Raw genomic sequence first — 25286 nt, 5'->3', positions numbered from 1 at the left:
GAAAAATAGATAAAGTGGTTGAAATCGCTATCAACACCGACTATAATGAAAATGTCGAAACGTTTCAATCTGGCGTTTACTGCCAGTTTCATTGTATTAGGCACGAACTGTTTATAGAGCGCCAGATTGAAAGACGTGTCATGACCATCACTAATGGTATGGATTGGAATGGGACGCATTCAACCGTGGCCCCATAAGGATGGGAACGAGGATTTTTTTTGAGAACACCTCGAAACGTTTCGATTGACATCCATCGCAATGATATGTATAAAGATTAATAAACGATAATGAAGGATTTAGTGGTTGTTCTAACCATGTACCGTATAAAATGTGGGTAACCTTGAATTTGTTTTAGTTTAGAAGGAGCGAACGTGGAATGGCAACGATTAAGGATGTGGCAAAGCTGGCAGGTGTAGCACTCTCGACTGCTTCCTATGCGCTGAGCGGGGATAGCAAGGTTAGTGCCAAGACCAAGGCTAAAGTGCTTGAGGCAGCACGAGAACTGAATTACCGCAAGAACGGCTTTGCCATGGACCTGAAACGGAGCCGGACAAACACGATCGCTTTGATCCTGACCGATCTGTCGGGCCCATATTACTCGGAATTGATCCGTAGTGTACAGGATGTAGCCCTCGCGAACGGGTATGACCTGATTGCTTGCAGCTCCATGGGTGGACGGGATTCAACGGCAGTGCGATTTTTGCGTGAAAAAAGAGTAGATGGAGCCATCATTCTGGCGCATAACATTCATGATGATATTCTGGTAGAATCTGCCGGTCATCGTTTTCCGATCATTGTGATGGATCGTCAGCTGTCGAGTGACCATCTAGTCAACGTGCTGGTGGATGGAGAGCAGGGCGGTTACCTTGCTACCCGCCACCTCATCCAGGCTGGACATCAGAAGATTGCTTATATCAGCGGTCCATCCAACTCGTATGACAACGCGCTCCGTTACCAAGGGTATCTGCGAGCGATGCGGGAAGCGGGACTTGAAGAAAAGTCCAAATGGCGTCTGAGCGGTAATTTTGTACGTGAGGGCGGATACAGTGCAACCAAAATGATGATCATGCAGGGCGATCTTCCCTCAGCGGTATTTTACGGTAACGATGAGATGGCGATTGGTGGCCTGAAGGCATTGGAAGAGCGTGGTGTATCGGTGCCAAATGATATTTCCGTGATCGGTTTTGATGATATTCAGTTGTCCGAATATGTGCATCCACCGCTGACAACGATACGCCAGCCGAAGCATGAAGCCGGGTCGCTCGCCGGACATCTGTTATTCCAGATGCTCAATGGCGAAGCGGTTGACCCTTCATATACGTTAACGATTAATATGATCGAGCGCAGCTCTGTACGTTCGGTTTAGACCGAGTCTGAACAACAAAGAACTGCCTGCATGCTGAAGTAAAAGTTTAATGATGGGGTTATCGTCCGGACGGGCTGTAAAAAGCCGGTTTGAAGAGGCCCCTATTATTTTTCAAATTTATCGAAACGTTTCGATTTTAACTAATTCAAGGAGTGAACCTTATGACAACGATGATTAATGAACCGATCCGGTTAAGTGCCGGAGAGTTATCCTTTACCTTTTTGAACAGTGGCGACCTATACCAGGCTACATCCGGTACAACGATGTTAAACCAGTTGCTCAGCAACCAGATTGATGGATCATTGAACAACCTGTACCTGCGTGTACATGAGGGAGAGAATATCAGCTCGTTCCCGTTGCTCGGTGTACGTTCGAACAGCAAGGTGATTACAAGCAAGGCACAATCCAGCAACCAGTTGATCTGGGAGGGCACAGTCCAGCTGGAAGGTAGCGAAAAAGGCATTGGCTATCAGGTCGTATTTACAGCTACACCTCAAGGTGTATGGTTCTGGGATGTGAAGCTCACAGGACAACAACATAACGTAGATGTGGTATACGGACAGGATGTTGGGCTTGCAGATCCAGGTGCGGTACGCAGTAATGAGGCTTATCTGTCACAATACATTGACCATACGGTGTTTGAAGATGAGGCGAAAGGCTATGTCGTTTGTTCCCGTCAAAACCAGCCTCAGGGCGGTGCATTTCCATATATGCAACAAGGTTCCCTGACCAAAGCAGTTGGTTACTCCACAGATGGATTCCAATTCTTCGGTCTGTCATACAAGGAAACGAATCAACCAGAGAGTTTGAATCACCCAACGCTGGCAAATGAGACATATCAGTATGAATTTGCCTATACGGCATTGCAATCTGAACTGCTGAATCTGAACGGAGAAGCTCAGGTGGTCTTCTATGGACTGGCGAAGCCTAATCATGCTGAAGGAATCTCTGCACTGGAGTTCGGAGATGAAGTTACAGCAGCATGGAATGAAGTACAGGCTCTGACTGTGGAAAACGGCGATACGTTGGAACAGGTGAAACTGTCCTCCTTCCTGGGTGAACCGCTGGTAACACTCGATCTGACACAAGATGAGATTCATGATCTGTTCCCTGATCGTCATCAGGAAGAGCACAGTGGTGAGGAACTGTTATCCTTCTTCACAGGCAGCTATGAACATATCGTTCTGAAAGCAAAAGAATTGCTCGTAGAGCGTCCACACGGTCACATTCTGATGAGTGGTGGCAACGTGCAACTTGGAGCACAGGTTATTACGACAACATCATATATGTACGGTATTTTCAACTCACAACTCGTTATTGGTAACACCAATTTTAATAAAATGATCAGTAATGCTCGCAATGCATTAAACGTGCCGAAAACGGCGGGACAACGCATCTATGTGGAAATGGACGGACAATATCGTCTGCTGACGATGCCTTCCCTGTTCGAAATTGGCTTCAACTATGTACGTTGGATCTACAAAACGGCATCCGATACGATCATCGTAACGAACTATACAGGGGCACACACCACCGAAGTGAGCATGAACGTACGCTCCACAAGTGGCACAGCATACCGTTACCTGGTAACAAACCAGATTACGATGAATGTGAATGAATACGAGTATCCGCTGCATATGACGCAGGACGGCGATACATTGATCTTCAAGGCTGATCCACAAGCGATTAGTGCAGGAACGTATCCAGATCTGCAATACCGTATGTCGGTCGATGGCGCAGCTGTAAATGTAGGGGACGAAACGTTGCTGGCAAGTGGTATCCGCAGTGGTTCCGCATCACTGGTTACGCTTAGTCTGGAAGCAAGTGCTGAATGGACGCTGAAGGTACAAGGGGTATTGGAAGGCCAAGCGGACAGCGGTGTGGTAGCAGGTTCAAGCCTGACGTTTGAAGAGGAAGTGCAGGCATACCGCGAGTTCTTCGCAGGTGTGATGAACGGGTTCCGTTTGTCCCGTGGCGAAGGTCAGAGTGCTGAGGATTTGTTCAAAGTAAATGCGCTAGCTTGGTGGTACACACACAACATGCTGGTTCACTACTCCGTGCCTCACGGTTTGGAGCAGTATGGCGGCGCGGCTTGGGGTACACGGGATGTGTGTCAAGGTCCGGTGGAGTACTTTATGGCAACACAGAAATATGAGCAAGTTCGCGATATCATCAAAATGGTCTACACTCACCAATACGAAGATGATGGCAACTGGCCGCAATGGTTCATGTTTGATAAATACTTTGCGATTCAACAGGAAGAAAGTCATGGCGATATCATCGTTTGGCCGTTGAAAGTATTGGCGGACTACCTGACAGCGACTCGCGACTATGCAATCCTGGATGAGAAAGTACCTTATACCGTCAAGCATAGCTTCGGGTTCACGGAAGAGACGGCAACGGTACTGGATCACGCGAAAAAAGAGATCGAATATATCCGTTCGCACTTCCTGCACGATACGTTCCTGTCTTCCTACGGCGATGGTGACTGGGATGATACGCTCCAACCAGCCAATGCACAGCTGAAGCAATACATGGTAAGCAGTTGGACGGTGGCATTGACGTATCAGTCCGTGAATGTGCTCTCGCAAGCGCTGAAATTCAAGGATGCGGACTTTGCACAGGAGCTTGACGTGCTGGCTCAAGGCATCCGTGAGGACTTTAACCGTTACATGCTGGGCACAGATGTGATTCCAGGCTTTGTATACATGGAAGAAGCGGACCAAGCGAAGCTGATGCTTCATCCAACAGACACAGAGACAGGCATTCAATATCGACTGTTGCCAATGACGCGCAGCATGATCGGTGAATTATTGAATGCGGAGCAAGCAGAATCACATTATGCCTTGATCCGTGAGCAGTTCCTATGCCCGGATGGCGTGCGTCTGATGAATCGTCCAGCTCAATATGCTGGTGGTGTAAGCACACACTTCAAACGTGCAGAGCAAGCGTCCAACTTCGGACGTGAGATTGGTTTGCAATATGTGCACGCCCATATCCGTTACGTGGAAGCGATGGCGAAGCTGGGTAAGACAGATCAGGTGTGGAATGGTCTCGCGATGATCAACCCGGTTGGTATCGGCGAGGTTGTACCTAACGCGGAGATTCGCCAAGCGAACTCATACTTCAGTAGTTCGGACGGTAAGTTTAATACGCGTTACGAGGCACAGGAGCATTTTGACCAGCTTCGTAAAGGGACTGTACAAGTGAAAGGCGGATGGAGAATCTACTCCAGCGGCCCTGGAATCTACATGAACCAGCTGATCTCCAATGCACTTGGCATTCGTCAAGAGGGCGGCGATCTGGTCATTGACCCGGTATTGCCAGCTGAGCTGAACGGCATGCAATTCGAATTTGAGTATGCGGGTGAGCCGGTGACGTTTATCTATCACTTGAACGAAGGTGCTGTGAGCCGTGTAGCGGTGAATGGCAAAGACATTCGTACTGAGCGTACAGCGAACCGTTACCGTCAAGGCGGAGTAAGCATCTCACTGGATGAGTTCAGACAAGCACGCAGTGCAACTGAGCGTACGGTTGTTGATATCTATATGTAATTTCATAGCATGATGTACACCAAGGTCATCCTCCTTTAATCAAGGCGGGATGGCCTTTTTGGCATATGCTCATAATCCACTAGCGCAGCGGGACCGCCAGCAACGTGTACAACAGCTCATTATGCCGCACATGTTTTGTTACGTAGCCCTGTTGCTCCAGCCAGCCGCATAGCTCATCCAGCAGAGGGAAGTGACGCTCGCGTAAGGCGCGCAGCTGTTCCTCGTATCCTGTGGTTTCTGCCTGCCGAATATAGGAATCACGGTGAGTCGCATCAACAAACATCAGATCCGTTAGACCGATACGTCCACGCGAGGTTAATACCCGCTGCATCTCCTGTAAAGCCAATAGTTGCTGATCTGGACTTAGATGATGGAAAGCAAAGCTGGATACAACAAAGTCGAAGGAATGATCGGTAAAAGGCAACGCCAGAAAATTACCAAGTTTCACATGCATCTCAGGATATTTGGTACGACATCTGCGTAGCATCTCCCGGGATTGGTCGATTGCAGTCATGTCTGCGCCGTGCTGTAGCAGTTTCCCAGCCAGATTACCTGTGCCTGTACCAATATCAAGTCCTTTCTCACCAAGGGCGGGAGAGATCCAATGAGCTGTCTGTTCGAGCGCTTCGTCATAGTTGTGATACAGATAAAAGGAAGACTGTACCGTATCATTGGAATCGCCCGGCGTGGAATGACCTGCATTATGGTTTGGATGTGAAACTTCATTCTCATCGCTTATAGGCGAGGGGTTGGCCGAATGATGCCTGTCCTCTGAATTGGGGTGTTCAGTACTGACTCTGCCTTCTGCCTGCACTCGCTGATCATGGATGGCTGCCTGCATGTCATAATTCCACCGATCATGCCAGTTCTGCCGTGCTTCACGCAGGCGACGGGCACTGTCTGCGAGATCGTGCAGATGGCTGACATCCAACGGGCCGTCCTGACGATTCAGGTCAATCATGCGCTGGGTTGTATCCATCATACGTTTGAGCTCAATCCACTGGGCATACATGACGGCCTGTTGCAGCTCCAGATATTCTTCCAGCCGCTGCTGATTCCCTTGATCAATCTCTCCGAGCGCATGTGTAATATCCTGTAGCGACATGCCAATCTCACGCAGCGCAGCAATGGTCTGAAGCCGCCAGATATCATTCTCGGTGTATGTGCGATACCCGTTACTGGACTGTTTGGCGGGGAGAATTAATCCTTTTTCCTCATAAAAACGAATGGCTCTCGCCGATATACCAAGCCTGCTTGCTGCCTCTTTGATGTTCATCATGCATCCCCCTCCTTATCGAATCAGTATAAACCATGACGTTACGGCAAGGTTAAGTGTTTATTTCATTTTGCGAAAAGGTTCAATACCGAGTGGAATTTTAGTCAAAGCTGAGGCTATGCTACAATATATAGAACGAACATATGTAAACAGTGAAGCAAACGAACAACGTATTTCTAAGTTTCTTAAATTTCTTAACTCTCTTAATTTCTTAAATCTCCCGACGTTATAACGTACAGCGTTGTCGACTATAGCACGAAAGGTTGAATCAATATGCTTACCAGCCATACATTTACGATTCGTCCATCCGAGATTAAAGATGCAGCCCAGCTAATGGAGTTGGATGCCCTGGTATGGGACAAATACACCTCTCCTGCACCGATGCAATGGCGTTCCAGGCAACAATATCTGCAACATTGCCCGCCAGGCAGTCAATTGATTGCGGTGCAGGGAGAGCGGGTATGTGGTTATGTGGGCTTTCAGCCAGCCACAGGTATGCCGGTCAACCGTCATGTCTACGAGATTCATATTGCAGTTCATCCCCATGATCGGCGTTGTGGCATTGCCACAGCTATGATGGATGCCATTAAGCAGCATGCGGCCCAACAAGGCGTTCGCAAGCTCAGGCTGCGTGTACTTTCCAGCAATCCGGGAGCCATCACGTTTTATACACAGTGTGGATTTGTGACGGAAGGCAGGCTGGTGTCCGAGTTTTATATCGAAGACAAGTATGTGGACGATATTCTTATGGGTTATTTTATCCAGACCAAATAGAAACTAGCTGAGGAGGAGGAACAACGATGGACATGGGACTTCAAGGTAAAAAAGCACTGGTGCTGGCTTCCAGTCGAGGACTGGGCAAAGCGGTAGCCGCTCAATTGGCAGCAGAAGGTGCTGACGTCATGCTTGCCAGCCGGAGCGAAGAAAAGCTCGCAGCAGTGAAGCAGGAGCTTCTGGCGCTTGGTGGTGGCGGACGTGTGGAATATTGTGCAACCGATGTGACACGCAAGGAAGATATTGAGGCTCTGATTCACAAGACAGCAGAAATGTTCGGACAGATTGATATTCTGGTGAACAATTCGGGTGGCCCGCCATCGGGTTCATTTGAGTCACTGACGGATGAAGATTGGGAACGTGCATTTGAATTAAATGTGCTCAGTTATGTAAGGCTGATTCGCGGTGCTCTTCCTTATATGAAAGAAAGCGGAGGACACATTGTGAATATCGCTTCAACTTCGGTGAAACAGCCGATTCCGGGTCTGGTGCTGTCCAATACGTTCCGTACCGGCGTGTTTGGATTGGCGAAGACCTTGTCTCAAGAGCTTGCTCCATACGGAATTTTGATCAACACGGTGGCGCCGGGACGTATTGCAACAGACCGTATACGTGAGCTTGATGCAGCACGGGCTGAGCAGAACGGAATCAGTGAGGAAGAGGTATCTGACCAATTCCGTAAAGAGATTCCACTGGGCCGTTATGGTCAACCAGAGGAGTTTGCCAAAGCGGTGGTGTTCCTGTTATCCGGGGCCAATACGTACATTACCGGAACCTCATTGATCGTGGATGGTGGCATGGTCCGAGCACTATAAAAGTCATGGATACAATAAAATACCCTCTGTCACCACATTACGTGGAGATCGAGGGTATTCGTGTTGATCCATTATGTTGGGAGAGATCACTCCGATTTATTATGTAAGCGAATTAGCGCAAGAGTTCCCATTCATGCTGAAGCATGCCGTACACCGCATGGTTCACGTAACCTTTAGGCAGTTTCTCTGCCTGACGAATGACACCCTCGAGAACAAATCCAAGTCTTTCAGGGATAGCACGACTCCGTTTGTTATTTGTTGCCGAGCGAATCTCGACGCGATTCAGATCCAGGGTCACCAGAGCATAATCAACCAGAACGCGACAAGCGCTTGTCATCAAGCCCTGACCCTCAAAACCTTTGCCAAGCCAATATCCGATGCTTACCGAGCGGTTGGTCCAGTTAATCTCGTGGAATCCAATGACGCCGGCTAGATCCCCTTTTGACCATACTCCGGCGGTGAATCCGCCATTCTCGGCACCTTGTTTTAACGCGTTGGTAATAAAGTTCGAGGTGTGTTCCACTTCTGTCACATGATCCACCCATGGCAACCAATGTCTCAATTGATCCCGCGAGCGATCCGTCAGTTCAAACAGCGGTTTGGTATGTTCCATGGCCAGTGGCCGGAGTTCGGTATATTCATCCAATGAATAGGTAAACATGAATGCAACCTTCTTTCTTTGTATAGTGTTGTTCAAAAAAGTCCACTTTTGATTACGAATCATGCCTAACGGCATTATCAGCATCGAATATGAAACCAGATTTTTTGAACACGTATTTGTAGTGGATTAGCGGGAAGTCTTGGGTAACTTTTGCTCCAGTGCAAACAGGTCTTCTTCCATTGAGGCCATGCGTTGATTGACCGTTGTGCGTGCGTCACGGAGTGCCTGATTATATATGTAGGGAGCGAGCTGTGTCATGAACAGGTCGAGGACACCCCAAGCGGCCAGATCGCCGAGTTCTTCGCCACGTTCCTCTTCGAAATACGACTGGATGGTGCGAATGGCTTCATCCTGCTGTTCTTTGGTCAGTTTAAGCGAGTTCGATGGAATGGGAAACCCTCCCTTTAATTTGTTTTTACTATCATGCTACATGATTCGAGCGAACCCGTCAAAATGGTTTAGGGCCTATTTATGCACGGCTAATCCTGACTTTGGTGCCGTTCTTTATTGAACTCCTCCCCCGTTAAAGGTATATTTAAATGAAACGCGTACGAAACTTTCCAAGAAAATAGATTTTTTCAGGAAATGACTTCGTTATTAAGGAATTATAGCCGGAATTGCTGCAATTCCCTAAGGCTCCAATCCATTCATGAAAGGTTTGATACCTGTGGACAATCGTACAACCCCACCTAACTTTATCAAAAATATTATTACCGAAGATCTCCGGTCTGGGAAAGTCCAGGAAGTTATTACCCGTTTTCCTCCGGAACCGAACGGTTATCTGCATATCGGCCATGCCAAGGCGATCTGGATTAACTTTACGCTGGGCGGCGAATTTGGCGGCAAAACGAATCTGCGCTTTGATGACACAAACCCGGTCAAGGAAGATGTAGAGTACGTTCAATCGATTCAGGAAGACGTGAAATGGCTCGGATACGAGTGGAACGAGAAACGTTTTGCCTCCGATTATTTTGATGAGATGTACAACCGTGCTGTCTTGTTGATTAAAAAAGGAAAAGCCTACATCGACGACCAAAGCGCCGACGAAATCCGTGAAATGCGCGGAACGCTGACGGAGCCTGGTAAGAACAGCCCGTACCGTGATCGTTCGGTGGAAGAGAATCTCGACCTGTTCACACGTATGCGTGCAGGTGAATTCAAGAACGGGGAGAAAGTGCTGCGTGCCAAGATCGATATGTCTGCACCTAATATCAATCTGCGCGATCCTGTTATTTACCGGATCTCACATGCACACCATCATAACACGGGCGACAAATGGTGTATCTATCCGATGTACGCCTTTGCTCACCCGCTCGAAGATGCAATTGAAGGTGTAACGCATTCCCTCTGCTCCTTGGAGTTCGAGGATCAACGTCCATTCTACGATTGGGTTATTGCCGAGTGTGAGATGGAGAACCAACCACGTCAATATGAATTTGGTCGGCTGAATCTGTCCCAGATGGTAACAAGCAAGCGGAAGCTGAAACTGCTCGTAGATGAAGGACATGTGGATGGATGGGATGATCCACGTATGCCAACAATTTCGGGTCTGCGCCGCCGGGGTTATACACCGGAAGCTATTCGTGATTTTGTATATGAGACAGGCATTTCCAAAAACTATGGAGTTATCGACCTGCAAACGCTGGAGCACTTTGTACGTGAAGACTTGAAACTGAAAGCTCCACGCACGATGGCTGTGTTGCATCCGCTCAAAGTGGTCATCACCAACTATCCTGAAGGACAAGTGGAATGGCTTGAAGCAGAGAACAATGTGGAGAACCCAGAGATGGGTAATCGCCAAATTCCGTTCTCTCGTGAGATTTATATCGAACAAGACGATTTCATGGAAAATCCGCCGAACAAATATTTCCGTTTGTTCCCTGGCAATGAAGTTCGTCTGAAACATGCATACTTCATCAAATGTAACGATGTGATCAAAGATGCAGAAGGCAATGTGACTGAGATTCATTGTACCTATGATGTGGAGACAAAGAGCGGCAGTGGCTTTACTGGCCGTAAAGTCAAAGGAACAATCCACTGGGTAGAAGCGACTCAAGCGGTACCTGCTGAATTCCGTCTGTACGAGCCGTTGATCCTGGATGAAGCACCGGAAGCAGAGGTGGAAGTGGCAGTAGCTGGGGCTGAAGCTGAGGTTGTGGAAGAGCAACCGGAGAAAACGTTCCTGGATCAATTGAACCCGAACTCCCTTGAGATTGTTAATGGGTATGTGGAACAAGAGATGAAAGAAGCGAATGCTCAGGATAAATTCCAATTCTTCCGTCACGGTTACTTTAGTGTAGATCCGAAACATTCCGAACCAGGACGTCCGGTATTTAACCGGGTCGTATCCCTGAAAAGCTCGTTCCAACTGCCGAAGGCATAATGTGAAGCGCATAGGTAGGACGATAGGTTAGCAGTAAACTTAAATCTATGAACGTAAAAGGCGTCTCCAGGGCAATAAGCCAATGGAGACGCCTTTTTCTTGTGCGCCTGCAATTGATAAAGAAGGTTGTACTAATACAAGTCCTGGTTCTGCGTGGATACACAAAAAATAATTATTAATACAACGGGATACTTAAATAAACATTTTTCCAACTTTCGGCGTTTAAGTTAATGTGAACAATAATTTCAAGGAGGAATCAAGATGAAGCGATTTGTTTCTTTATTGTTGATGTTAACTTTAGCTGTCTGTGTAGGCTCTGTTGCCTCTGCTGCTTTGGACCAATCCCTAATAGATCTACCTTTTAAGGAACGTGCGGCGAATGTGTACAATTCATCACTAAAAAAAGTTGAACTAAGTGTCATAAAGGATGGAAAGGCAACAAAAACAACTTATAAATCCATTTATATCCCAGTGAAAGATGTTTTTAAACGATCTGGAGCAACGTTTAAATGGGATGGAAAGAAAAAAATAACCACGATTAAAAATGAAGGACAAGAACTGATTCTTAATTTCTCTGGCAAAGAAATCATAGCGGGTAACAATCAAGTTGTGCTCCCTCAAGAGTGGGTACAATTGAAACACGGGATCTCGAGTATGGATGCATTTGTCTTAGCATATATTTTTGAACTCTCGACTGATGACTCCGATCAAGAAAGAGTGGACTGGAAAGAAAAACTGAATTTCTTGGATATCAAAGGTACAACCGGTTTTCCAGGATTAGATAAGTATATGCATGTGTTTGTTCAGTTTAATGATTAGTTAAAATCTATAGAGAAACTAGCATCGTGTTCATATTATGATAGAACGAACTACAGCTCCGCTTTATCCCCAGATTTTTTGATTCCCTTTTCAAAGGGTAAAATCCGGGGATAACAGCGATCAGAAGGGTATTCTGTCATCGTAGTGCTCTTGTGTAAAACGATCTCTCAACTTTTTCAAACAAAAGATTATCTGTCCTCATCCATATTACCCATCTCTGTCAACACAACTGGTTGATAGCCGTTACGTCGATTCGATAACCACATGATGCTAAATCCAACAGCGCCGATGAGCGAGAAGAATACGCCAATGCTATACATGATTTCTGCACCGAAGCTCTGGAACAACCAGCCGCCGAACAGACCGGCAATGACGCCGGAGAGACCGCCCCAGGCCATTGTGTAGACCGCTTGACCGGAAGAACGATAAGGTCTTGGGATAAACAGCATGGTCAGTTGCGTACCTACATAGAAGTACCCACCAAACGTAATGGAGTGCATCAACTGAATGAATACAATCTCCAGTGGGTTGTTAGCCAGTGCCATGAGCTGCCAGCGAAGTGCAAACAGCACACTGATCAGAATGAGAGATGCCAGGAGCATGCTCATTTTGCGTTTGAGCAAGCGATCGAGCAGCAGGAATACGCCGACTTCGAGAATGGATGAGGTGAAGATGGCCCAGCCGACCATCTGTTTGTCGCCACCCATTTCTACTATGTATAGTGACATAAACGTACTGTTCATGGCATTAGGCACCGATACGAGTACACCCAGGCCGATAAATGCCATAAAATACGGATTGAACATGACTTTGCCAAACCGCCGAAAAGTAACCACCGGTGTATCCGAAGCGATCGGCTGTCTGGGTAGAAATACGGATAATACAAAGGCGGTGGCAATCATGCACGCAAATATAATGGATACACTGCCGATGCCAAAACGGTCAATGAGCGGTCCGGCTGCGACGGCAGTCAGCGCCCAACCGAGTGAACCCCAGAGCCGGAATGACCCAAATTTTTGGGTTGTACCATCGATATATCCGAGAATCAGACTGTTCGTTTGAGCAAATAATGGGCTTTGAAAAAAATAAAAGAAAATCATGGCTACATAGATCCACGTATACGTGGGCGCATAGAATACACCTTGGGCGAGCACAAATGTGCCTCCCATCATAATCATCAGAATGATGCGAATGTTGCGAGATTTATCGCTCCAGAAACCCCAGAACGGGTTGGCAAACAAGGATACAAAGGGTCCAATCGCCATCAGACTGCCAATCTCCAGTTTGGTCATACCAATCTCTTGCAGGTAAAGTTGCAGGAATCCGGCAAAGATGGAGATGGCTCCATATATGAAAAAGTTATATAGTTTCAGAGAAACCAATGAGGGATTGCCTCTTGAAGGTGCAGGTCTGTCCAATTAAGCCATTCCTTTCAAATGCATATTGTTCAATGTATCATTTGTTGAAAGGGGATTCAATGCATAGCGAACGTTTTGAAATTGATGCAGTCAAACACATATCGTTACCAGGAGGGAGGATAACAACATGAACACGCGTGAATGGACAGGCATCATATTGGCAGGAGGATTATCCAGTCGTATGGGGACCAACAAGGCCATGCTGGAACTGAATGGTTCCGTTGTACTGCAACATGTCACAAAGGCCATGAGACCCGCCGTATCCCGTATCATCGTGGCTGCCGGACCCAATGTGACAACCTACGGTGCAATGGGCTACGACTGCGTTCAGGATCACTATCCGGGGAAGGGGCCACTCGCCGGTCTTCACGCGGCACTGGAGGCTTCCGGTACGGAATGGAATCTAGTCTGCGCCTGCGATATGCCGCTCCTGCAAACGTCTTTTTTTGATGGGATAAAAAAGCTGGCCGAGTCGCATGACTCTTATTCTGCTATCGTTCCACGCGTGGATGGACAAGTCCACCCTCTTGCAGGGGCTTACCACAAACGAGTTCTCCCTGATCTCGAGCAGCGCCTGATACAGGATCATCTTCGAGTCATGCGATGGCTTGAAGAGATCGGTTGCTGTTATGTCGAAGCGGAAGAGCTTGAAAGAGCGGGCGTTCATCAAGTAGCGATGCAAACGAGTAATATGAACACGCCGGAAGAGTACGAGCGTATCCGTAATCAAGATTCTGGACTCGATTCCGATCTGTAGGATACAGGATCACCTGATGCATCTGCATGATGATTGCGATATTGAAGCGGGCTTTGGCCTGTCCAACGTTTGAATTGTCTGCTGAAATGGGACAGATGGGTGTAACCGAGCTTCCACGCAATTTCCCCGAGCGACAGCTCTGGCTGTTCGATCAGCACTTTGGCCTCCTGCAACTTCAAGCTGGACAGGTAAGCCCTGGGCGATCGTCCATACACCTTGCGAAAGACCTGTAGACCATATCCCGGGCTGATGCCAAACGAGGATATAATCTGCTCTACTTTGACCGTGGATACGCTGCTTTCCTTGGTTCGAAGCTGGGCATGGAATGCCTGCTTGATTGCCTCCGCTATAGCTCCCGCATAATGCATGGCTGTTGGAGCTGGTGCATGTGAAGTAGCAACGGAAGTGGTGGCCTCCGGTTCATTGTCAGCGGCTTGGGACAACAGGGCGAACAGTTCAAACATGCGTGCCTGCATGATCATTTTTTCGGTGGATGTATAGGCCTCAGATACGTTAATCATGCCCATCCAACTTTCCAACACAACGCGCATCTTCTTATTATCTGCCGTACCTGCTGCGTAGATTCGGCTGTGCTGTGACATCAGCTTCAGGGTGAAGACTGGATCATCCACATTAAAGTGAGCGCTAAAATAAGTCATGCCTTCCGTGGTTACACATTGATTCGTATGTTTGAACCCGGGAGGAATGAGAAGAATGGAACCTTCCTCCACGGTATAGGTATAACCATGAATCACACTCTCCTGCGTACCTTCGATGATCAACATAATCTCAAAGCCAGGATGTGATTCCTCGGGCATCGCCCATCCATAGGGTACTTGTTGGCTGTGAGCACCATAGAATTTGATGTTACTGTCGATAATAGGCAGCCAGTGGGCCAGCGTATGGTGAGGCATTTCTCGGAGCTGTGATCGCATATCCATCATATTCACCTCGGAAAAGGGTAAAAACAACTTGCCTTATACAATCGGCACCCGTAGTATACTTCATTATAATTAGTTTAACGTGAGCATGGTTAATCCATGGAACGCATCAGCGTTTGAAGTGGTTGCTGAACAATCTAAGTTCTTCAAACGATAATAATGTAAACGCTACCATTATGGATTGGAATATGTCAACTCTTGCACACGTCAAGATCATTATATTTTCCACCTAAAAAGGAGATTAAATCATGGACAAATTATTATATGGCGTAGCTTACTATGATGAATATATGCCTTACGAAAGATTGGACAAAGACATTCAGATGATGAAGGATGCAGGGATTAACGTGGTCCGCATTGCAGAATCAACCTGGAGTACCCATGAACCGCAGAATGGTGTATTTGACTTCTCTTCCGTAGACCGCGTGTTGGATGCCATGCATGAGGCAGGGATTCAGGTTATCGTTGGCACACCAACGTATGCTGTTCCAACGTGGATGGTCAAGGAACATCCGGACGTTCTGGCTACAACCTCACAGGGACCTGGCAAATATGGCGCAAGACAGATCATGGACATTACACATCCAACCTATCTATTCTATGCCGAGCGGATCATCCGCAAGCTGATCTCTCGGGTAAGCACACATCCAGCGGTAATCGGTTATCAGACAGATAACGAGACGAAGCATTACAATACGGCTGGAGATAATGTACAACTGCAATTCGTGAAATACATGCGTAACAAGTTCAGCTCCCTGGATGAACTCAACAAGGAATTTGGCCTCGATTACTGGAGCAATCGGATCAATAGCTGGGAGGACTTCCCGTCTGTTGTAGGAACGATCAACGGCAGTCTGGGTGCTGAATTTGCCAAGTTCCAGCGACAGTTGGTAACCAACTTTTTGGCTTGGCAAGTGGGGATCGTGAATGAATACAAACAGGAAGGACAGTTTGTTACCCAGAACTTTGACTTCGATTGGCGTGGATATTCCTACGGCATTCAAGGGGATGTGGACCATTTTGCCGCATCGAAACCTTTTGACATCACCAGTGTGGACATCTACCATCCTTCCCAGGATGATCTGACCGGCATTGAGATTTCATTCGGCGGGGATGTGGCGCGTTCGACCAAACAATCGAATTATCTGGTACTGGAGACCGAAGCGCAGGCGTTCTGGCATTGGGTTCCTTATCCGGGACAGCTGCGTTTGCAGGCATTCAGTCATCTGGCTTCAGGGGCGAACATGGTCGCTTACTGGCACTGGCATTCGTTGCACAATTCCTTTGAGACGTATTGGAAAGGATTGCTCAGTCATGATTTCGAACCGAATCCGGTGTACAACGAAGCGAAGACCATTGGTAGGGATTTTGCAAGACTGAGTCCTAAGCTTGTGAATCTGAAGAAAAAGAATCGGGTGGCCGTGCTGTTCAGCAATGAGGCCCTGACTTCCATCAAGTGGTTTGGGTTTAACTTCACCAGTGACAAGAACTACAATGACGTGGTGCGCTGGATGTACGATGAATTGTACAAGATGAACATTGGCTGTGACCTGATCGATCCATCGGTTGAGAGTTATGCGGAATATGATGTGCTCGTTGTACCTGCTCTGTATGCTGCTTCGGATGCATTGCTGGAAAAATTGAATCAATTCGTAGAGGATGGCGGACATATCGTCTACTCGTTCAAAAGTGGATTTGCAAATGAGCATATCAAGGTACGCTCTACCCGCCAGCCCGGGCTAATTAGTGAGGCATGCGGGATCAGTTATAACCTTTTTGTAGAGCCAAAACATGTTTCGCTGCGCGATGATCCATTCGAGGTTGGTGAGGAGCAGAACCGAATTCACACCTGGATGGAACTGATTACGCCGACAACGGCTGAAGTACTCGCTTGGTATGATCATCCACATTGGGGTGAATATGCGGCAATTACCCAGAATGCCTATGGAAAAGGGAAAGCAACCTATGTCGGATGTTATACCAGTTCTGCGGTGATCCGTAAGGTGTTGGAACGTGTCATGAAGGAAGCGGGCGTATGGGGAGCTGATCAGGAGCTGGCTTTTCCTATCATTGTGAAGACAGGTGTGAACGATCAAGGGAACACGATTCGCTATTATTTCAATTATGCAGATGAGGCAACATCCTTCGTAAATGCTTATGGAAAAGGAACTGAACTTCTGGCAGGAACCCCGATTGCTGAAGGAGAGAAGATCGAACTGGAGCCATGGGGCATACGGATTATCGAACAATAATAGGAAATAATAAATATAGGTATATAAGTTGAATTCAACAAGTACACGTTAACGGAGAGGGCAGAAGAAACCTGAGGAAGCGGAGCTAAAAGCTTTCTGAAAGAAAGCTGCATCGGAAGCATATACCTCGCCTTTATCAACGGATTTTCCCCTTAGAAAAGGGAATTAAAAAAATCCGGTGATAACAGCGATCAGAGGGTTGTTCTGACCACGTAGTGATCTCGTGTAACCATTCATTCTATTGTATAACGTGATATTTTAACATTTCCAAACGAATATAAAGACCAAAGCGCCCTCAGCTTCCATGCTGGGGCGTTTGTCTATTTTAGCTCAGGAGTGGATGCGCTGTGTTTACCGAATGTTATCGGAAGCTGATAGATCCTTTCAAACGTAGCATTCGCAATAAATTGATTCTTACCATGACGCTGCTGGCCGTTCTGCCCGTCATTGCCATGACCGCTATGGCTGCTGAGAATACCCGCTCTTCCATGGAAGAGGAGATTATGGAGACCAACCGAGCCAATATGAACTGGGCCTCCATCTATCTGGGTGAACAGTTCGCGCGCATGAACAACATTATCTATTCGATTCAGATCAGTGACGAATTGCATCAATATCTGGCGTTGAACGAGGAAGCGCCGGCGGCCAGTCGGTTCGATGAACAGAAGGCCATGTTCAATATGCTGAACAGTGTATACTATTCCGCTGGCAATTATGTATTTGGCGTTGAACTGTACCTGAAGGAATTGGACACCTTGTTCACCTTCAACTCGATGGATTCTCGCATCAAAGCGGTATCGGAAATACCGGAAGGATATCATGAGCTTTTTGCACAACATAAAGATTTTACGATTATCAATGATCCGGACGATCCGCAAAAGTTTCACATGACCCGCAGCATGAACCGCTTCGAGGATCAGGCACAGATCGGGGCCATCAGTCTGGAGGTCAAGTGGGCTGAGTTCAACCAGACCCTGGAGCTGCTGGATAGTCGGGGTGACTATGCGGTATACATTGCTGACAGCACGGGGAGTCCGGTCTATCAGCCAAACCAGGATATTCAGCCTTCAGCGGAAGCACTGGAGAAATTGGCAGGCACAAAAGAAAGTTCGGGGTTTATCCGTACAGCCAAGGAGTACGTATTCTTTCATTCCATTGAGCCGTCAGGACTGCTTGTGATCAAGATTGTACCTGCCCATGTTGTTAACGAAAGTGCCTTGGAAACGATGAAATATGGATTGGTTGTGGGTGGCCTGGCAACCGTCATTTCTGTAGGACTAGCTGCGCTCGTAGCCTGGCGTACATCGAAACCCATTGTCAGACTGGCGAATTCCATGAAGGGTATTCAACTGATCAAGGACAGGGAAGTGGTGCGAAGTGGCCGGGTAGATGAGATTGGTCTGCTGGAGAAAAATCTGCACGGCATGGCTAGTCGTATCCGGGAACATATTCGCGACAACTATCTAATGAATCTGGAGAAGCAGACGGCCGAGCTCAAAGCACTGCAATCCCAGATCCATCCGCATTTCCTGCAAAACACACTGCAGATGATTGGCGGCATGGTCTACTCGCAAAAACCGGCAGACAGTTACAAGGTCATTCGAGCCTTAAGCGAGATGTTTCGTTATATTGTGCGAGCGCCGGATGGACTTGTACCCCTACAGTCTGAACTGGACCAGCTGGAGCATTATATGCTGATTCAGAAGCAGCGTTTTGCCGGCAGGCTTGAATATACACTGGAGATCACCGGAGAACTTCGGGCGTGTTATATCCCCAAGTTGTCTTTGCAACCCATTGTGGAGAATGCATTTTTGCATGGTCTGGAGAAGAAACAGGGCGAATGGAAGCTGGGCATTGAGGTGGTCTGTGAACCTAGAGATGTAACCATTCGAATTTGTGATAACGGCGTGGGTATGGATGCTGAGAAACTAACGGAGATGAAATCCAGACTGGAGCGGCTTACCCGGCAGGCAGATCGGGTGTGGAGTTCAGGTACAAGTATTGGACTGGTCAATGCGGCCTCACGAATGGTAATGCATTTTGGACCTGAATACGGGATGAGCATGGAAAGTGAATATGGACAGGGGACGAGCGTTACGGTACGAATCCCCTGCAATACAGGAGGCGAAGCCTTGTGACAAAGGAACTGTACAGAGTGCTACTGGTGGACGATGAACCGTGGAACCGGGATATTTTGCGCAATCTCGGAGATTGGAATGAACTCGGCATGACCGTTGCAGGTGAGGCAGAGGATGGCGAGCAGGCCATACAACTGGTCAAGCAGCATCAGCCTCACATTATCATTACGGACATGCGCATGCCCGGTACAGACGGTGTGGAACTGTTACAGACGCTGAGCGGACAGTACCCACAGATCAAGGTGATCGTGGTGAGCGGGTATGATGACTTCAATTATGCAAAACATGCGATCCGGCATCGGGCTGCAGATTATCTGCTCAAACCGGTGAATCCGGATGAACTGAATGGTGTACTTGCTAAATGTGCAAAGGAATTGGAAAAGGTTGAATCAGCACCTGAATCATGGGAATCGTACCCATCTTCGTTCGCAGGTGAGTTCTCCCTGTTTCAGCAGCAGGCCCGCCTGCGGTTTAATGACCTGAACGTTCAGAGTCTGCGTGAGTGGTTCCAGCAATTACAGCAGAAGCTGGAACGATGCGAGATTAACAGACCTCGGCAGCTTGGAAGGGTGGCTCATGAATTACAGGCTTTGCTGGATGAATTGTGCGTCTCCAATGGCTTGTACGAGCGGCCCGAAGCAACGGCGCTACCTCCTTCAACAGCGCTGGCTTCCATCGAATCCACGATCGCATGGATTTCGACTCCGTACTATCTGGCTTTGGAGCAGCTGATTGCGCAGCGTAAGTTCAAGAACAAGCTGAACCTGAATGAGGTGAAGCAATACATGGAGCAGCACTGTATGGAGATGATTACGCTGGAGCAGCTCGCCCAGATCTTTTTTGTCAGCAAGGAATATCTCAGCAAGGTATTCAAGAAAGAGTATGAGGTTAATGTGACCGACTATGTTATCCAGTTGCGTATGACGCGAGCGAAAGAATGGGTGATGGATGAACAGATTCCGTTCAAGCATGTTGCCGAGATGGCTGGTTATGAGGATGTGTCCTACTTCTATCGGGTATTCAAGAAGCATTTCGGAGTTTCACCTGGGGAGATGCGGAAGGGACAGGCTCGAATATCCGGCAATTCAGGCAGTAGCACGGAATGAGCCGTTCGAGAGAGCATTTGCGGCAGGATTAAGGTTTAAAATAATCCAATACACAAGTCTAATTTTGTCCAATGAAGCGCTTTCATTTTCTGATATATAATGAGCCTATGAAAGACAAACCAGTTACACACCGGGAGGTCATAAGAGATGAAAGTATGGAAAAGCGTAGCAAGTGCGGTACTGGTCAGTGTTCTGCTCGCAGGTTGCGGTTCCAATGCAGGAACGGACAATGGGCAGGAGGAATCGGCATCAGGCAGCACGGTATCACTCAAAGTATTCGTTGCACAACCTCGGCTGAAAGAACATTACGATAAATATATAGAACAGTTCAAAGCCAAGGAGAAAGCAGAGAAAAACATTGAAGTGAACGTGCAACTGGAGATGCCACCTGCGGACAATGCACCTCAGATTCTGAAGACTCGCCTCGCCTCCAATGATGCACCGGATGTGTTCGCCCTGCATGCAGTCAATGAGATTCCACCATTCAGCAAAGCTGGTTATCTGGAAGACCTGTCGGGCCAACCTTTTGTCGATAAGCTGCTGGATTCGGTTAAACCTTCCATAACGGATGCGGAGGGTAAAATCGTAGCTATTCCATTGGAAACAGTATCATGGGGCTATCTGTACAATAAAGATATTTTTGAAGAGCAAGGGCTGGAAGTGCCAACAACGTTAACAGAAATGAAAGCGGTCGTGGAGAAACTCAAAGCAGCCAACATTACACCGTTTGAACTATCCTACAAAGAAGCCTGGATTCCGCAATTATTCCTGCCACTTACGGTGGGTGCATTAACTCAGTCTGAGCACAAAGACTTCGTGGAGAAGATGAATCAGGATCAGGGCTCCTTCTCCGATATGAAAGCATTGTTTGATATCTTCGATCTCGTCAATGCCAATGGAACGGACAAAGCGCTGGAAGTGGGCGGAGATGATGGTTCAGCAGCCTTCGCATCAGGAAGCGCCGCGATGTGGATTCAGGGACCATGGTTTGCCGAAACCATACTGAAGTCCAACCCGGACTTGAACTTTGGTGTAGCACCAATGCCGATCAATGACAATCCGGATGATACCAAAATCAATCTGAGTACCTCCACTTCATTGGCAGTATCGTCATCTAGCAAAAACAAAGAAGTGGCACTCGATTTCGTGAACTACATTCTCGATGACAAGGATTCAAGTGCATTCTTCGAAGCGCTCAAGTTCAATCCGATTGCCAAGATCCATGACTTCAAGAGCTTCCCGTGGGTTGACGATGCCCAGAAATATGTGAGTGAAGGTAAAGCTTATGAGGACCCATCCCTCCCTCAAGCGGTGAAAGACGAGTCAGGCAAAGCGTTGCAAGGCTACTACTCTGGGCAATTAAATCAACAGCAGGTTATCGATGCGCTCGACAAGGCGTGGAAATCCTACAACAAAGTCAACAAGTAAGGAGCTGTGAGGAATGGAGTATCCGCTTTTGTTGGCAAATCTCAACGGTCTGAGAGTTTTGTCAACAAATTAGCGGTACTTTGTTTCGTCGCAGTCTCCAAGCAGATGATACGGCAGGCAGAACGTTCTTTGTTCCCTCGTTTACAATCATCCGCTTCGAGTGAAAAGGGGGAGAACCAATGGCTACGAATGTGTTCAAGAAGTATCTGTCACTGCTCGCGTTCACTGCGCCTGCCTTTGTCATCTATGCGATTTTCCTGCTGTATCCCACGTTTAGTGGCATGTTCTATAGTCTGACGGATTGGAACGGACTCAATCAGGATTACAGCTTTATCGGTCTGGGCAACTTTGTGGAATTGTTCAAAGAAGATCCCGACTTTCTGAACTCTCTGTGGTTCACGATGAAATATGTAATATTTATGCTGATTCTGCAAAATGGAATTGCCTTGCTGCTCGCTGTGTTGATTGAGTCACGAACGCGCAGCAAAGGGCTTTTCCGGACGTTGTTCTTCATGCCTAACATGATCAGTACAATCATCAGTGCTTTCATGTGGACATTCATCTTCTCTCAGGTGCTGCCACAGCTCGCAGAGAAACTGGCTTTTTCGTTCCTCGACCAGCAATGGTTGGGTGATCCGAAGTTTTCATTTTACTCCATTCTGATCGTATCGCTCTGGAACGGTGTAGGGTATATGATGATCATCTATCTGGCTGCTCTCCAGGGTGTGCCGAAAAGTCTCAAAGAAGCGGCTGTTATTGATGGGGCCAACGCATTCCAGGTACTGCGCAATGTGGTGTTGCCAATGATTACTCATGCCGTGACCATCTGTTTCTTCCTGACGCTGAACGGAGCATTCAAAGTGTTCGAAGTGGTGTATGGACTGACTGGTGGTGGACCGGGCCGGGCCACGCAGGTGATCACGATGAATATCTATGAAGAAGCGTTCTCCAACAACTTCAGATATGGCTATGCGAGTGCCAAATCGGTTGTGCTGTTCATCATCGTACTCATTTTTACACTCATCCAGATCACCGTCATGAAGAAGAAAGAGGTGGAAGCATGAGGATGCAACGACTGAACAGTTATCTGATTCGACTGCTGCTGATTCTGGGCTCTCTCGTCGCTATGCTGCCGATCTACATGGCGGTTGTGAACTCTTTCAAAACACAGGGTGAGATGTTCCAATCTTTTCTCGCGCTACCAACAACGTTGCACTGGGAGAATTATTCGGACGCGTTTAACAAAATCAATCTGTTGGGCAGTTCCATGAACTCGGCAATTGTATCCTTTCTGGGGATTGGGGGAATCGTATTCTGTGCCTCACTTGCGGGATACAAGCTGTCACGTACCTCCGGACGTTTGAGTAACCTGATCTTCTTCCTGTTTGTTGCATCCATGCTGGTGCCGTTCCACTCGATCATGATTCCGCTGACACGGGTAGCCAAAGGCATGGGGGTGCAAGGAAGCACGTACGGATTGGCCCTGATCTATATAGGACTTGGCGTGAACATGGCAATCTTCCTCTATCACGGGTTTGTGAAGTCCATTCCGCGTGAATTGGAAGAATCAGCTCAGATGGACGGATGTAATGAGTTCCAGACATTCTTCCAGATTATCTTCCCACTCTTGCTGCCGATCACAGTCACCATCGCGATTCTGGACTTCCTGTGGATCTGGAATGACTTCTTGTTGCCACTGCTCATGCTGACCGATGTGAATCGTTATACGCTGATTCTGTCCACAAACATGCTGTTTGGTGAATATAATAAGGAATGGCCATTGATTCTGTCCTCCCTGGTACTGACTGCGATTCCGGTTATTCTGATCTATGCGTTCTTCCAGAAGTTCATCATGGAGGGTATTGCGGAGGGTGCGGTCAAAGGATAGAACGTTCAAAGGAATCCCGCAGCGCATCTGGTGTTTGCCCGTTCTGTTATTCGAACACACTTACGAAACTTACGCAAATAGCCTTGATCTGAAGGACATGGTCCTTCCAGGTCAAGGCTGTTTTTTGTTGTTGAAATCAGGAAACAGCATTCTTCTAAGTCAGGAGCCAGAGTCTATAAGTCTGTGGACAGCTTCTGCAAGGCATTGTAATCCACGCTCCATCTCGTCAGGGGATGCATAAGCGTAAGAGAGCCGAATGTGACTCGCATCTAACCGGTCATATAGATAACCCGGGTGTATAAGTACGTTTTGCTCCAGACAGGTATGGAACAATTGGCGGATAGAGAGAGGGGATACGGTGAATTGCAGCCAGATGTAAAATCCACCAGCGGGTATTTCCCAATCCGCAATCCCATGGAAGTGACGTTGAAGCAACTCCAGCATGATATCTCTGCGTCTGCGTAGTTCAGGGCGAAGGCGTTCCATATGTCCAGAGTGATGTCCTTCGGCGAACCATAGGGCAGCAGCTTCTTGGGCGAGTGAACTGGTGCCGTAATCGGTCTGCATCTTGATATCTGCGAGACGGCGAATGACCGGCTCTGGCCCAACCATCCATCCGAGGCGCAGACCGGGACTGACTGCCTTTGACAGGGTGCCCATATGCAGCACCCTTCCTTCCTGGTCACGCGCCTTCAGTGATGACGGAGGAGGTGTATCCAACCACAGATCACTGTAGGCGGCATCCTCCAGTATGGAGATGCCTAGTGTTCGAGCGGTGGTCATCAGTTCTTCCCGGCGGTAATCACCCATCACAGAGCCGGTGGGATTATGGAAGCTCGGGATCGTATAGAGAAGCGAGATGTGGTCTTGATCTTTTACATGCTGCGCAGCATCCTCCAGACGTGCAATATGCAATCCTTCGTCATCCATAGGGATGCCACTCATTTTCAACCCTGCCGACTGAAAGGCGTGAATCGAATAGAGATACGACGGTTTTTCCAGGAGAACCGCTGATCCGCGAGGGAGCAGTCCGACCGAAATCAAGTGTAGCGCCTGAAGAGAGCCGGATACGATTAGTATGGAATCTGGAGAGGCCTGAATGCCGGTAGTCTGCAAATGGACGGATAAAGCCTCGCGAAGTTCCAGGCTTCCTTGAGGTTCCAGGTAGTTGAGTGTATGAGAACGATGGGACAGGGCATACAGAATGTCGTTAAAAGCATCCTGAGGCATCAGTTCCGGGGCAAGCTCCCCTGTACCGAGTCGTATGATGCCAGGCCGGAATTCAGCCTGATTAATCTGCTGGATTTCGGGCAGGTTGGGATAATACCAGCCCTCCTCAATGGCTTCGTTCCAATTGGGCATCGCTCCGTGAGCCATACCATGCCAACCGGAGCCGGAAATATAAGTTCCCCCGCCATGTCTGCCTTCAATCAGACCAGCGGCGGCCAGATTATCAAGGGCAGTGACCAATGTACTGCGGTTTACGCCCATGGACTCAGCCCATATTCGCTGTGAGGGGAGACGGTATCCTGCTGACCATTCGCCCGTTGTGATTTTCTGCCGAACATAGGCTTCAATCTGGCGATACAAGGGCAAGTCGAGAGAGGGATTCGGCTTCCATCCCATGTTTAGCCGAGAATCAGAACGTTCCATAACTGGCAGAATCACCTCCGTTTATCTTTGTAACAAACACTATATCATTTGGTTGGG

Annotated in this window: 19 protein-coding genes; 13 read left to right on the top strand and 6 right to left on the bottom strand. The window is 47.9% G+C overall.

Going from position 1 to position 25286, the window contains the following annotated elements; translation table 11 throughout:
* The first annotated feature begins 376 nt into the window (after positions 1 to 376).
* Both NSQ20_RS29280 and NSQ20_RS29275 read left to right on the top strand, forming a co-directional pair.
* Positions 377 to 1366: a LacI family DNA-binding transcriptional regulator gene (locus tag NSQ20_RS29280; RefSeq protein ID WP_127548952.1), complete on the top strand. Its 990-nt coding sequence runs from the start codon at positions 377 to 379 to the stop codon at positions 1364 to 1366.
* Positions 1367 to 1527: 161 nt separating this feature from the next.
* Positions 1528 to 4920: a cellobiose phosphorylase gene (locus NSQ20_RS29275; protein WP_340031310.1), complete on the top strand. Its 3393-nt coding sequence runs from the start codon at positions 1528 to 1530 to the stop codon at positions 4918 to 4920.
* 79 nt (positions 4921 to 4999) lie between these two features.
* Here NSQ20_RS29275 and NSQ20_RS29270 read toward each other — a convergent pair whose 3' ends face one another.
* Positions 5000 to 6199, bottom strand: coding sequence for a methyltransferase domain-containing protein (locus NSQ20_RS29270; protein ID WP_340031309.1), 1200 nt, complete (start codon positions 6197 to 6199; stop codon positions 5000 to 5002).
* A 270-nt stretch (positions 6200 to 6469) separates the two neighbouring features.
* On the opposite strand from NSQ20_RS29270, the gene NSQ20_RS29265 reads away from it, so the two are divergent.
* Both NSQ20_RS29265 and NSQ20_RS29260 read left to right on the top strand, forming a co-directional pair.
* The gene (locus NSQ20_RS29265; RefSeq protein WP_036667795.1) at positions 6470 to 6970 is read left to right on the top strand and encodes a GNAT family N-acetyltransferase; all 501 of its coding nucleotides are present in this window, start codon (positions 6470 to 6472) and stop codon (positions 6968 to 6970) included.
* A 26-nt stretch (positions 6971 to 6996) separates the two neighbouring features.
* A complete protein-coding gene (locus tag NSQ20_RS29260) occupies positions 6997 to 7785 on the top strand; it encodes an SDR family oxidoreductase (protein WP_036667794.1) in 789 nt (262 codons plus the stop codon).
* 112 nt (positions 7786 to 7897) lie between these two features.
* Here the strand turns inward: NSQ20_RS29260 and NSQ20_RS29255 are convergent, their stop codons facing one another.
* A complete protein-coding gene (locus NSQ20_RS29255; protein ID WP_036612698.1) occupies positions 7898 to 8446 on the bottom strand; it encodes a GNAT family protein in 549 nt (182 codons plus the stop codon).
* A gap of 126 nt (positions 8447 to 8572) precedes the next feature.
* Positions 8573 to 8815, bottom strand: a complete 243-nt coding sequence (locus NSQ20_RS29250; protein ID WP_244988428.1) for a DUF2164 domain-containing protein — start codon at positions 8813 to 8815, stop codon at positions 8573 to 8575.
* Between the two features lie 280 nt (positions 8816 to 9095).
* Between NSQ20_RS29250 and NSQ20_RS29245 the strand changes: the two genes are divergently transcribed.
* Both NSQ20_RS29245 and NSQ20_RS29240 read left to right on the top strand, forming a co-directional pair.
* Complete coding sequence (locus NSQ20_RS29245; protein ID WP_127548964.1) at positions 9096 to 10829, top strand: glutamine--tRNA ligase/YqeY domain fusion protein; 1734 nt, start codon at positions 9096 to 9098, stop codon at positions 10827 to 10829.
* Between the two features lie 261 nt (positions 10830 to 11090).
* Positions 11091 to 11648 (top strand): stalk domain-containing protein, encoded by a 558-nt coding sequence (locus NSQ20_RS29240; RefSeq protein ID WP_340031308.1) that lies wholly within the window; start codon positions 11091 to 11093, stop codon positions 11646 to 11648.
* A 188-nt stretch (positions 11649 to 11836) separates the two neighbouring features.
* Here the strand turns inward: NSQ20_RS29240 and NSQ20_RS29235 are convergent, their stop codons facing one another.
* The gene (locus NSQ20_RS29235) at positions 11837 to 13030 is read right to left on the bottom strand and encodes an MFS transporter (protein WP_036667790.1); all 1194 of its coding nucleotides are present in this window, start codon (positions 13028 to 13030) and stop codon (positions 11837 to 11839) included.
* Positions 13031 to 13193: 163 nt separating this feature from the next.
* Here NSQ20_RS29235 and NSQ20_RS29230 point away from each other — a divergent pair, with 163 nt between their 5' ends.
* Positions 13194 to 13823 (top strand): molybdenum cofactor guanylyltransferase, encoded by a 630-nt coding sequence (locus NSQ20_RS29230; protein ID WP_340031307.1) that lies wholly within the window; start codon positions 13194 to 13196, stop codon positions 13821 to 13823.
* Here NSQ20_RS29230 and NSQ20_RS29225 read toward each other — a convergent pair.
* A complete protein-coding gene (locus NSQ20_RS29225) occupies positions 13793 to 14758 on the bottom strand; it encodes an AraC family transcriptional regulator (protein WP_340031306.1) in 966 nt (321 codons plus the stop codon). The two genes, NSQ20_RS29230 and NSQ20_RS29225, sit on opposite strands and share 31 nt — an antisense overlap.
* A gap of 254 nt (positions 14759 to 15012) precedes the next feature.
* On the opposite strand from NSQ20_RS29225, the gene NSQ20_RS29220 reads away from it, so the two are divergent.
* The 6 genes from NSQ20_RS29220 to NSQ20_RS29195 all read left to right on the top strand — a co-directional run bounded on the left by NSQ20_RS29220 (position 15013) and on the right by NSQ20_RS29195 (position 23576).
* On the top strand, positions 15013 to 17016 hold the full coding sequence (locus NSQ20_RS29220; RefSeq protein WP_340031305.1) for a beta-galactosidase: 2004 nt from the start codon (positions 15013 to 15015) through the stop codon (positions 17014 to 17016).
* 347 nt (positions 17017 to 17363) lie between these two features.
* Positions 17364 to 19154, top strand: coding sequence for a sensor histidine kinase (locus NSQ20_RS29215; RefSeq protein WP_340031304.1), 1791 nt, complete (start codon positions 17364 to 17366; stop codon positions 19152 to 19154).
* Positions 19151 to 20260 carry a response regulator gene (locus NSQ20_RS29210; protein ID WP_340031303.1) on the top strand — a complete coding sequence of 370 codons (1110 nt, stop codon included), beginning with the start codon at positions 19151 to 19153 and terminating at the stop codon, positions 20258 to 20260. Before NSQ20_RS29215 ends, NSQ20_RS29210 begins: the two co-directional genes overlap by 4 nt.
* Positions 20261 to 20407: 147 nt before the next feature.
* Positions 20408 to 21688 (top strand): extracellular solute-binding protein, encoded by a 1281-nt coding sequence (locus tag NSQ20_RS29205; RefSeq protein ID WP_047840742.1) that lies wholly within the window; start codon positions 20408 to 20410, stop codon positions 21686 to 21688.
* Between the two features lie 179 nt (positions 21689 to 21867).
* Positions 21868 to 22752, top strand: coding sequence for a sugar ABC transporter permease (locus tag NSQ20_RS29200; protein ID WP_047840741.1), 885 nt, complete (start codon positions 21868 to 21870; stop codon positions 22750 to 22752).
* On the top strand, positions 22749 to 23576 hold the full coding sequence (locus NSQ20_RS29195) for a carbohydrate ABC transporter permease (RefSeq protein WP_047840740.1): 828 nt from the start codon (positions 22749 to 22751) through the stop codon (positions 23574 to 23576). Before NSQ20_RS29200 ends, NSQ20_RS29195 begins: the two co-directional genes overlap by 4 nt.
* A gap of 159 nt (positions 23577 to 23735) precedes the next feature.
* Here NSQ20_RS29195 and NSQ20_RS29190 read toward each other — a convergent pair whose 3' ends face one another.
* The gene (locus tag NSQ20_RS29190) at positions 23736 to 25229 is read right to left on the bottom strand and encodes a PLP-dependent aminotransferase family protein (protein ID WP_340031302.1); all 1494 of its coding nucleotides are present in this window, start codon (positions 25227 to 25229) and stop codon (positions 23736 to 23738) included.
* Positions 25230 to 25286 lie beyond the last annotated feature (57 nt).

It is taken from the genome of Paenibacillus sp. FSL K6-1122 (genome assembly GCF_037977015.1).
GTDB classification, from domain to species: domain Bacteria; phylum Bacillota; class Bacilli; order Paenibacillales; family Paenibacillaceae; genus Paenibacillus; species Paenibacillus amylolyticus.
Note: the sequence above shows the minus strand (reverse complement) of the source record. Positions and strands in the feature narration are given on the sequence as shown.

Bases quoted from the DNA above. Each gene is read 5' to 3' on its own strand.
- NSQ20_RS29240 (WP_340031308.1), top strand. From the start codon at position 11,091: ATGAAGCGATTTGTTTCTTTATTGTTGATGTTAACTTTAGCTGTCTGT.
- NSQ20_RS29195 (WP_047840740.1), top strand. From the start codon at position 22,749: ATGAGGATGCAACGACTGAACAGTTATCTGATTCGACTGCTGCTGATT.
- NSQ20_RS29265 (WP_036667795.1), top strand. From the start codon at position 6,470: ATGCTTACCAGCCATACATTTACGATTCGTCCATCCGAGATTAAAGAT.
- NSQ20_RS29220 (WP_340031305.1), top strand. From the start codon at position 15,013: ATGGACAAATTATTATATGGCGTAGCTTACTATGATGAATATATGCCT.
- NSQ20_RS29230 (WP_340031307.1), top strand. From the start codon at position 13,194: ATGAACACGCGTGAATGGACAGGCATCATATTGGCAGGAGGATTATCC.
- NSQ20_RS29245 (WP_127548964.1), top strand. From the start codon at position 9,096: ATGAAAGGTTTGATACCTGTGGACAATCGTACAACCCCACCTAACTTT.
- NSQ20_RS29205 (WP_047840742.1), top strand. From the start codon at position 20,408: ATGAAAGTATGGAAAAGCGTAGCAAGTGCGGTACTGGTCAGTGTTCTG.
- NSQ20_RS29280 (WP_127548952.1), top strand. From the start codon at position 377: ATGGCAACGATTAAGGATGTGGCAAAGCTGGCAGGTGTAGCACTCTCG.
- NSQ20_RS29200 (WP_047840741.1), top strand. From the start codon at position 21,868: ATGGCTACGAATGTGTTCAAGAAGTATCTGTCACTGCTCGCGTTCACT.
- NSQ20_RS29225 (WP_340031306.1), bottom strand. From the start codon at position 14,758: ATGCGATCACAGCTCCGAGAAATGCCTCACCATACGCTGGCCCACTGG.
- NSQ20_RS29190 (WP_340031302.1), bottom strand. From the start codon at position 25,229: ATGGAACGTTCTGATTCTCGGCTAAACATGGGATGGAAGCCGAATCCC.
- NSQ20_RS29255 (WP_036612698.1), bottom strand. From the start codon at position 8,446: ATGTTTACCTATTCATTGGATGAATATACCGAACTCCGGCCACTGGCC.
- NSQ20_RS29260 (WP_036667794.1), top strand. From the start codon at position 6,997: ATGGACATGGGACTTCAAGGTAAAAAAGCACTGGTGCTGGCTTCCAGT.
- NSQ20_RS29275 (WP_340031310.1), top strand. From the start codon at position 1,528: ATGACAACGATGATTAATGAACCGATCCGGTTAAGTGCCGGAGAGTTA.
- NSQ20_RS29270 (WP_340031309.1), bottom strand. From the start codon at position 6,199: ATGATGAACATCAAAGAGGCAGCAAGCAGGCTTGGTATATCGGCGAGA.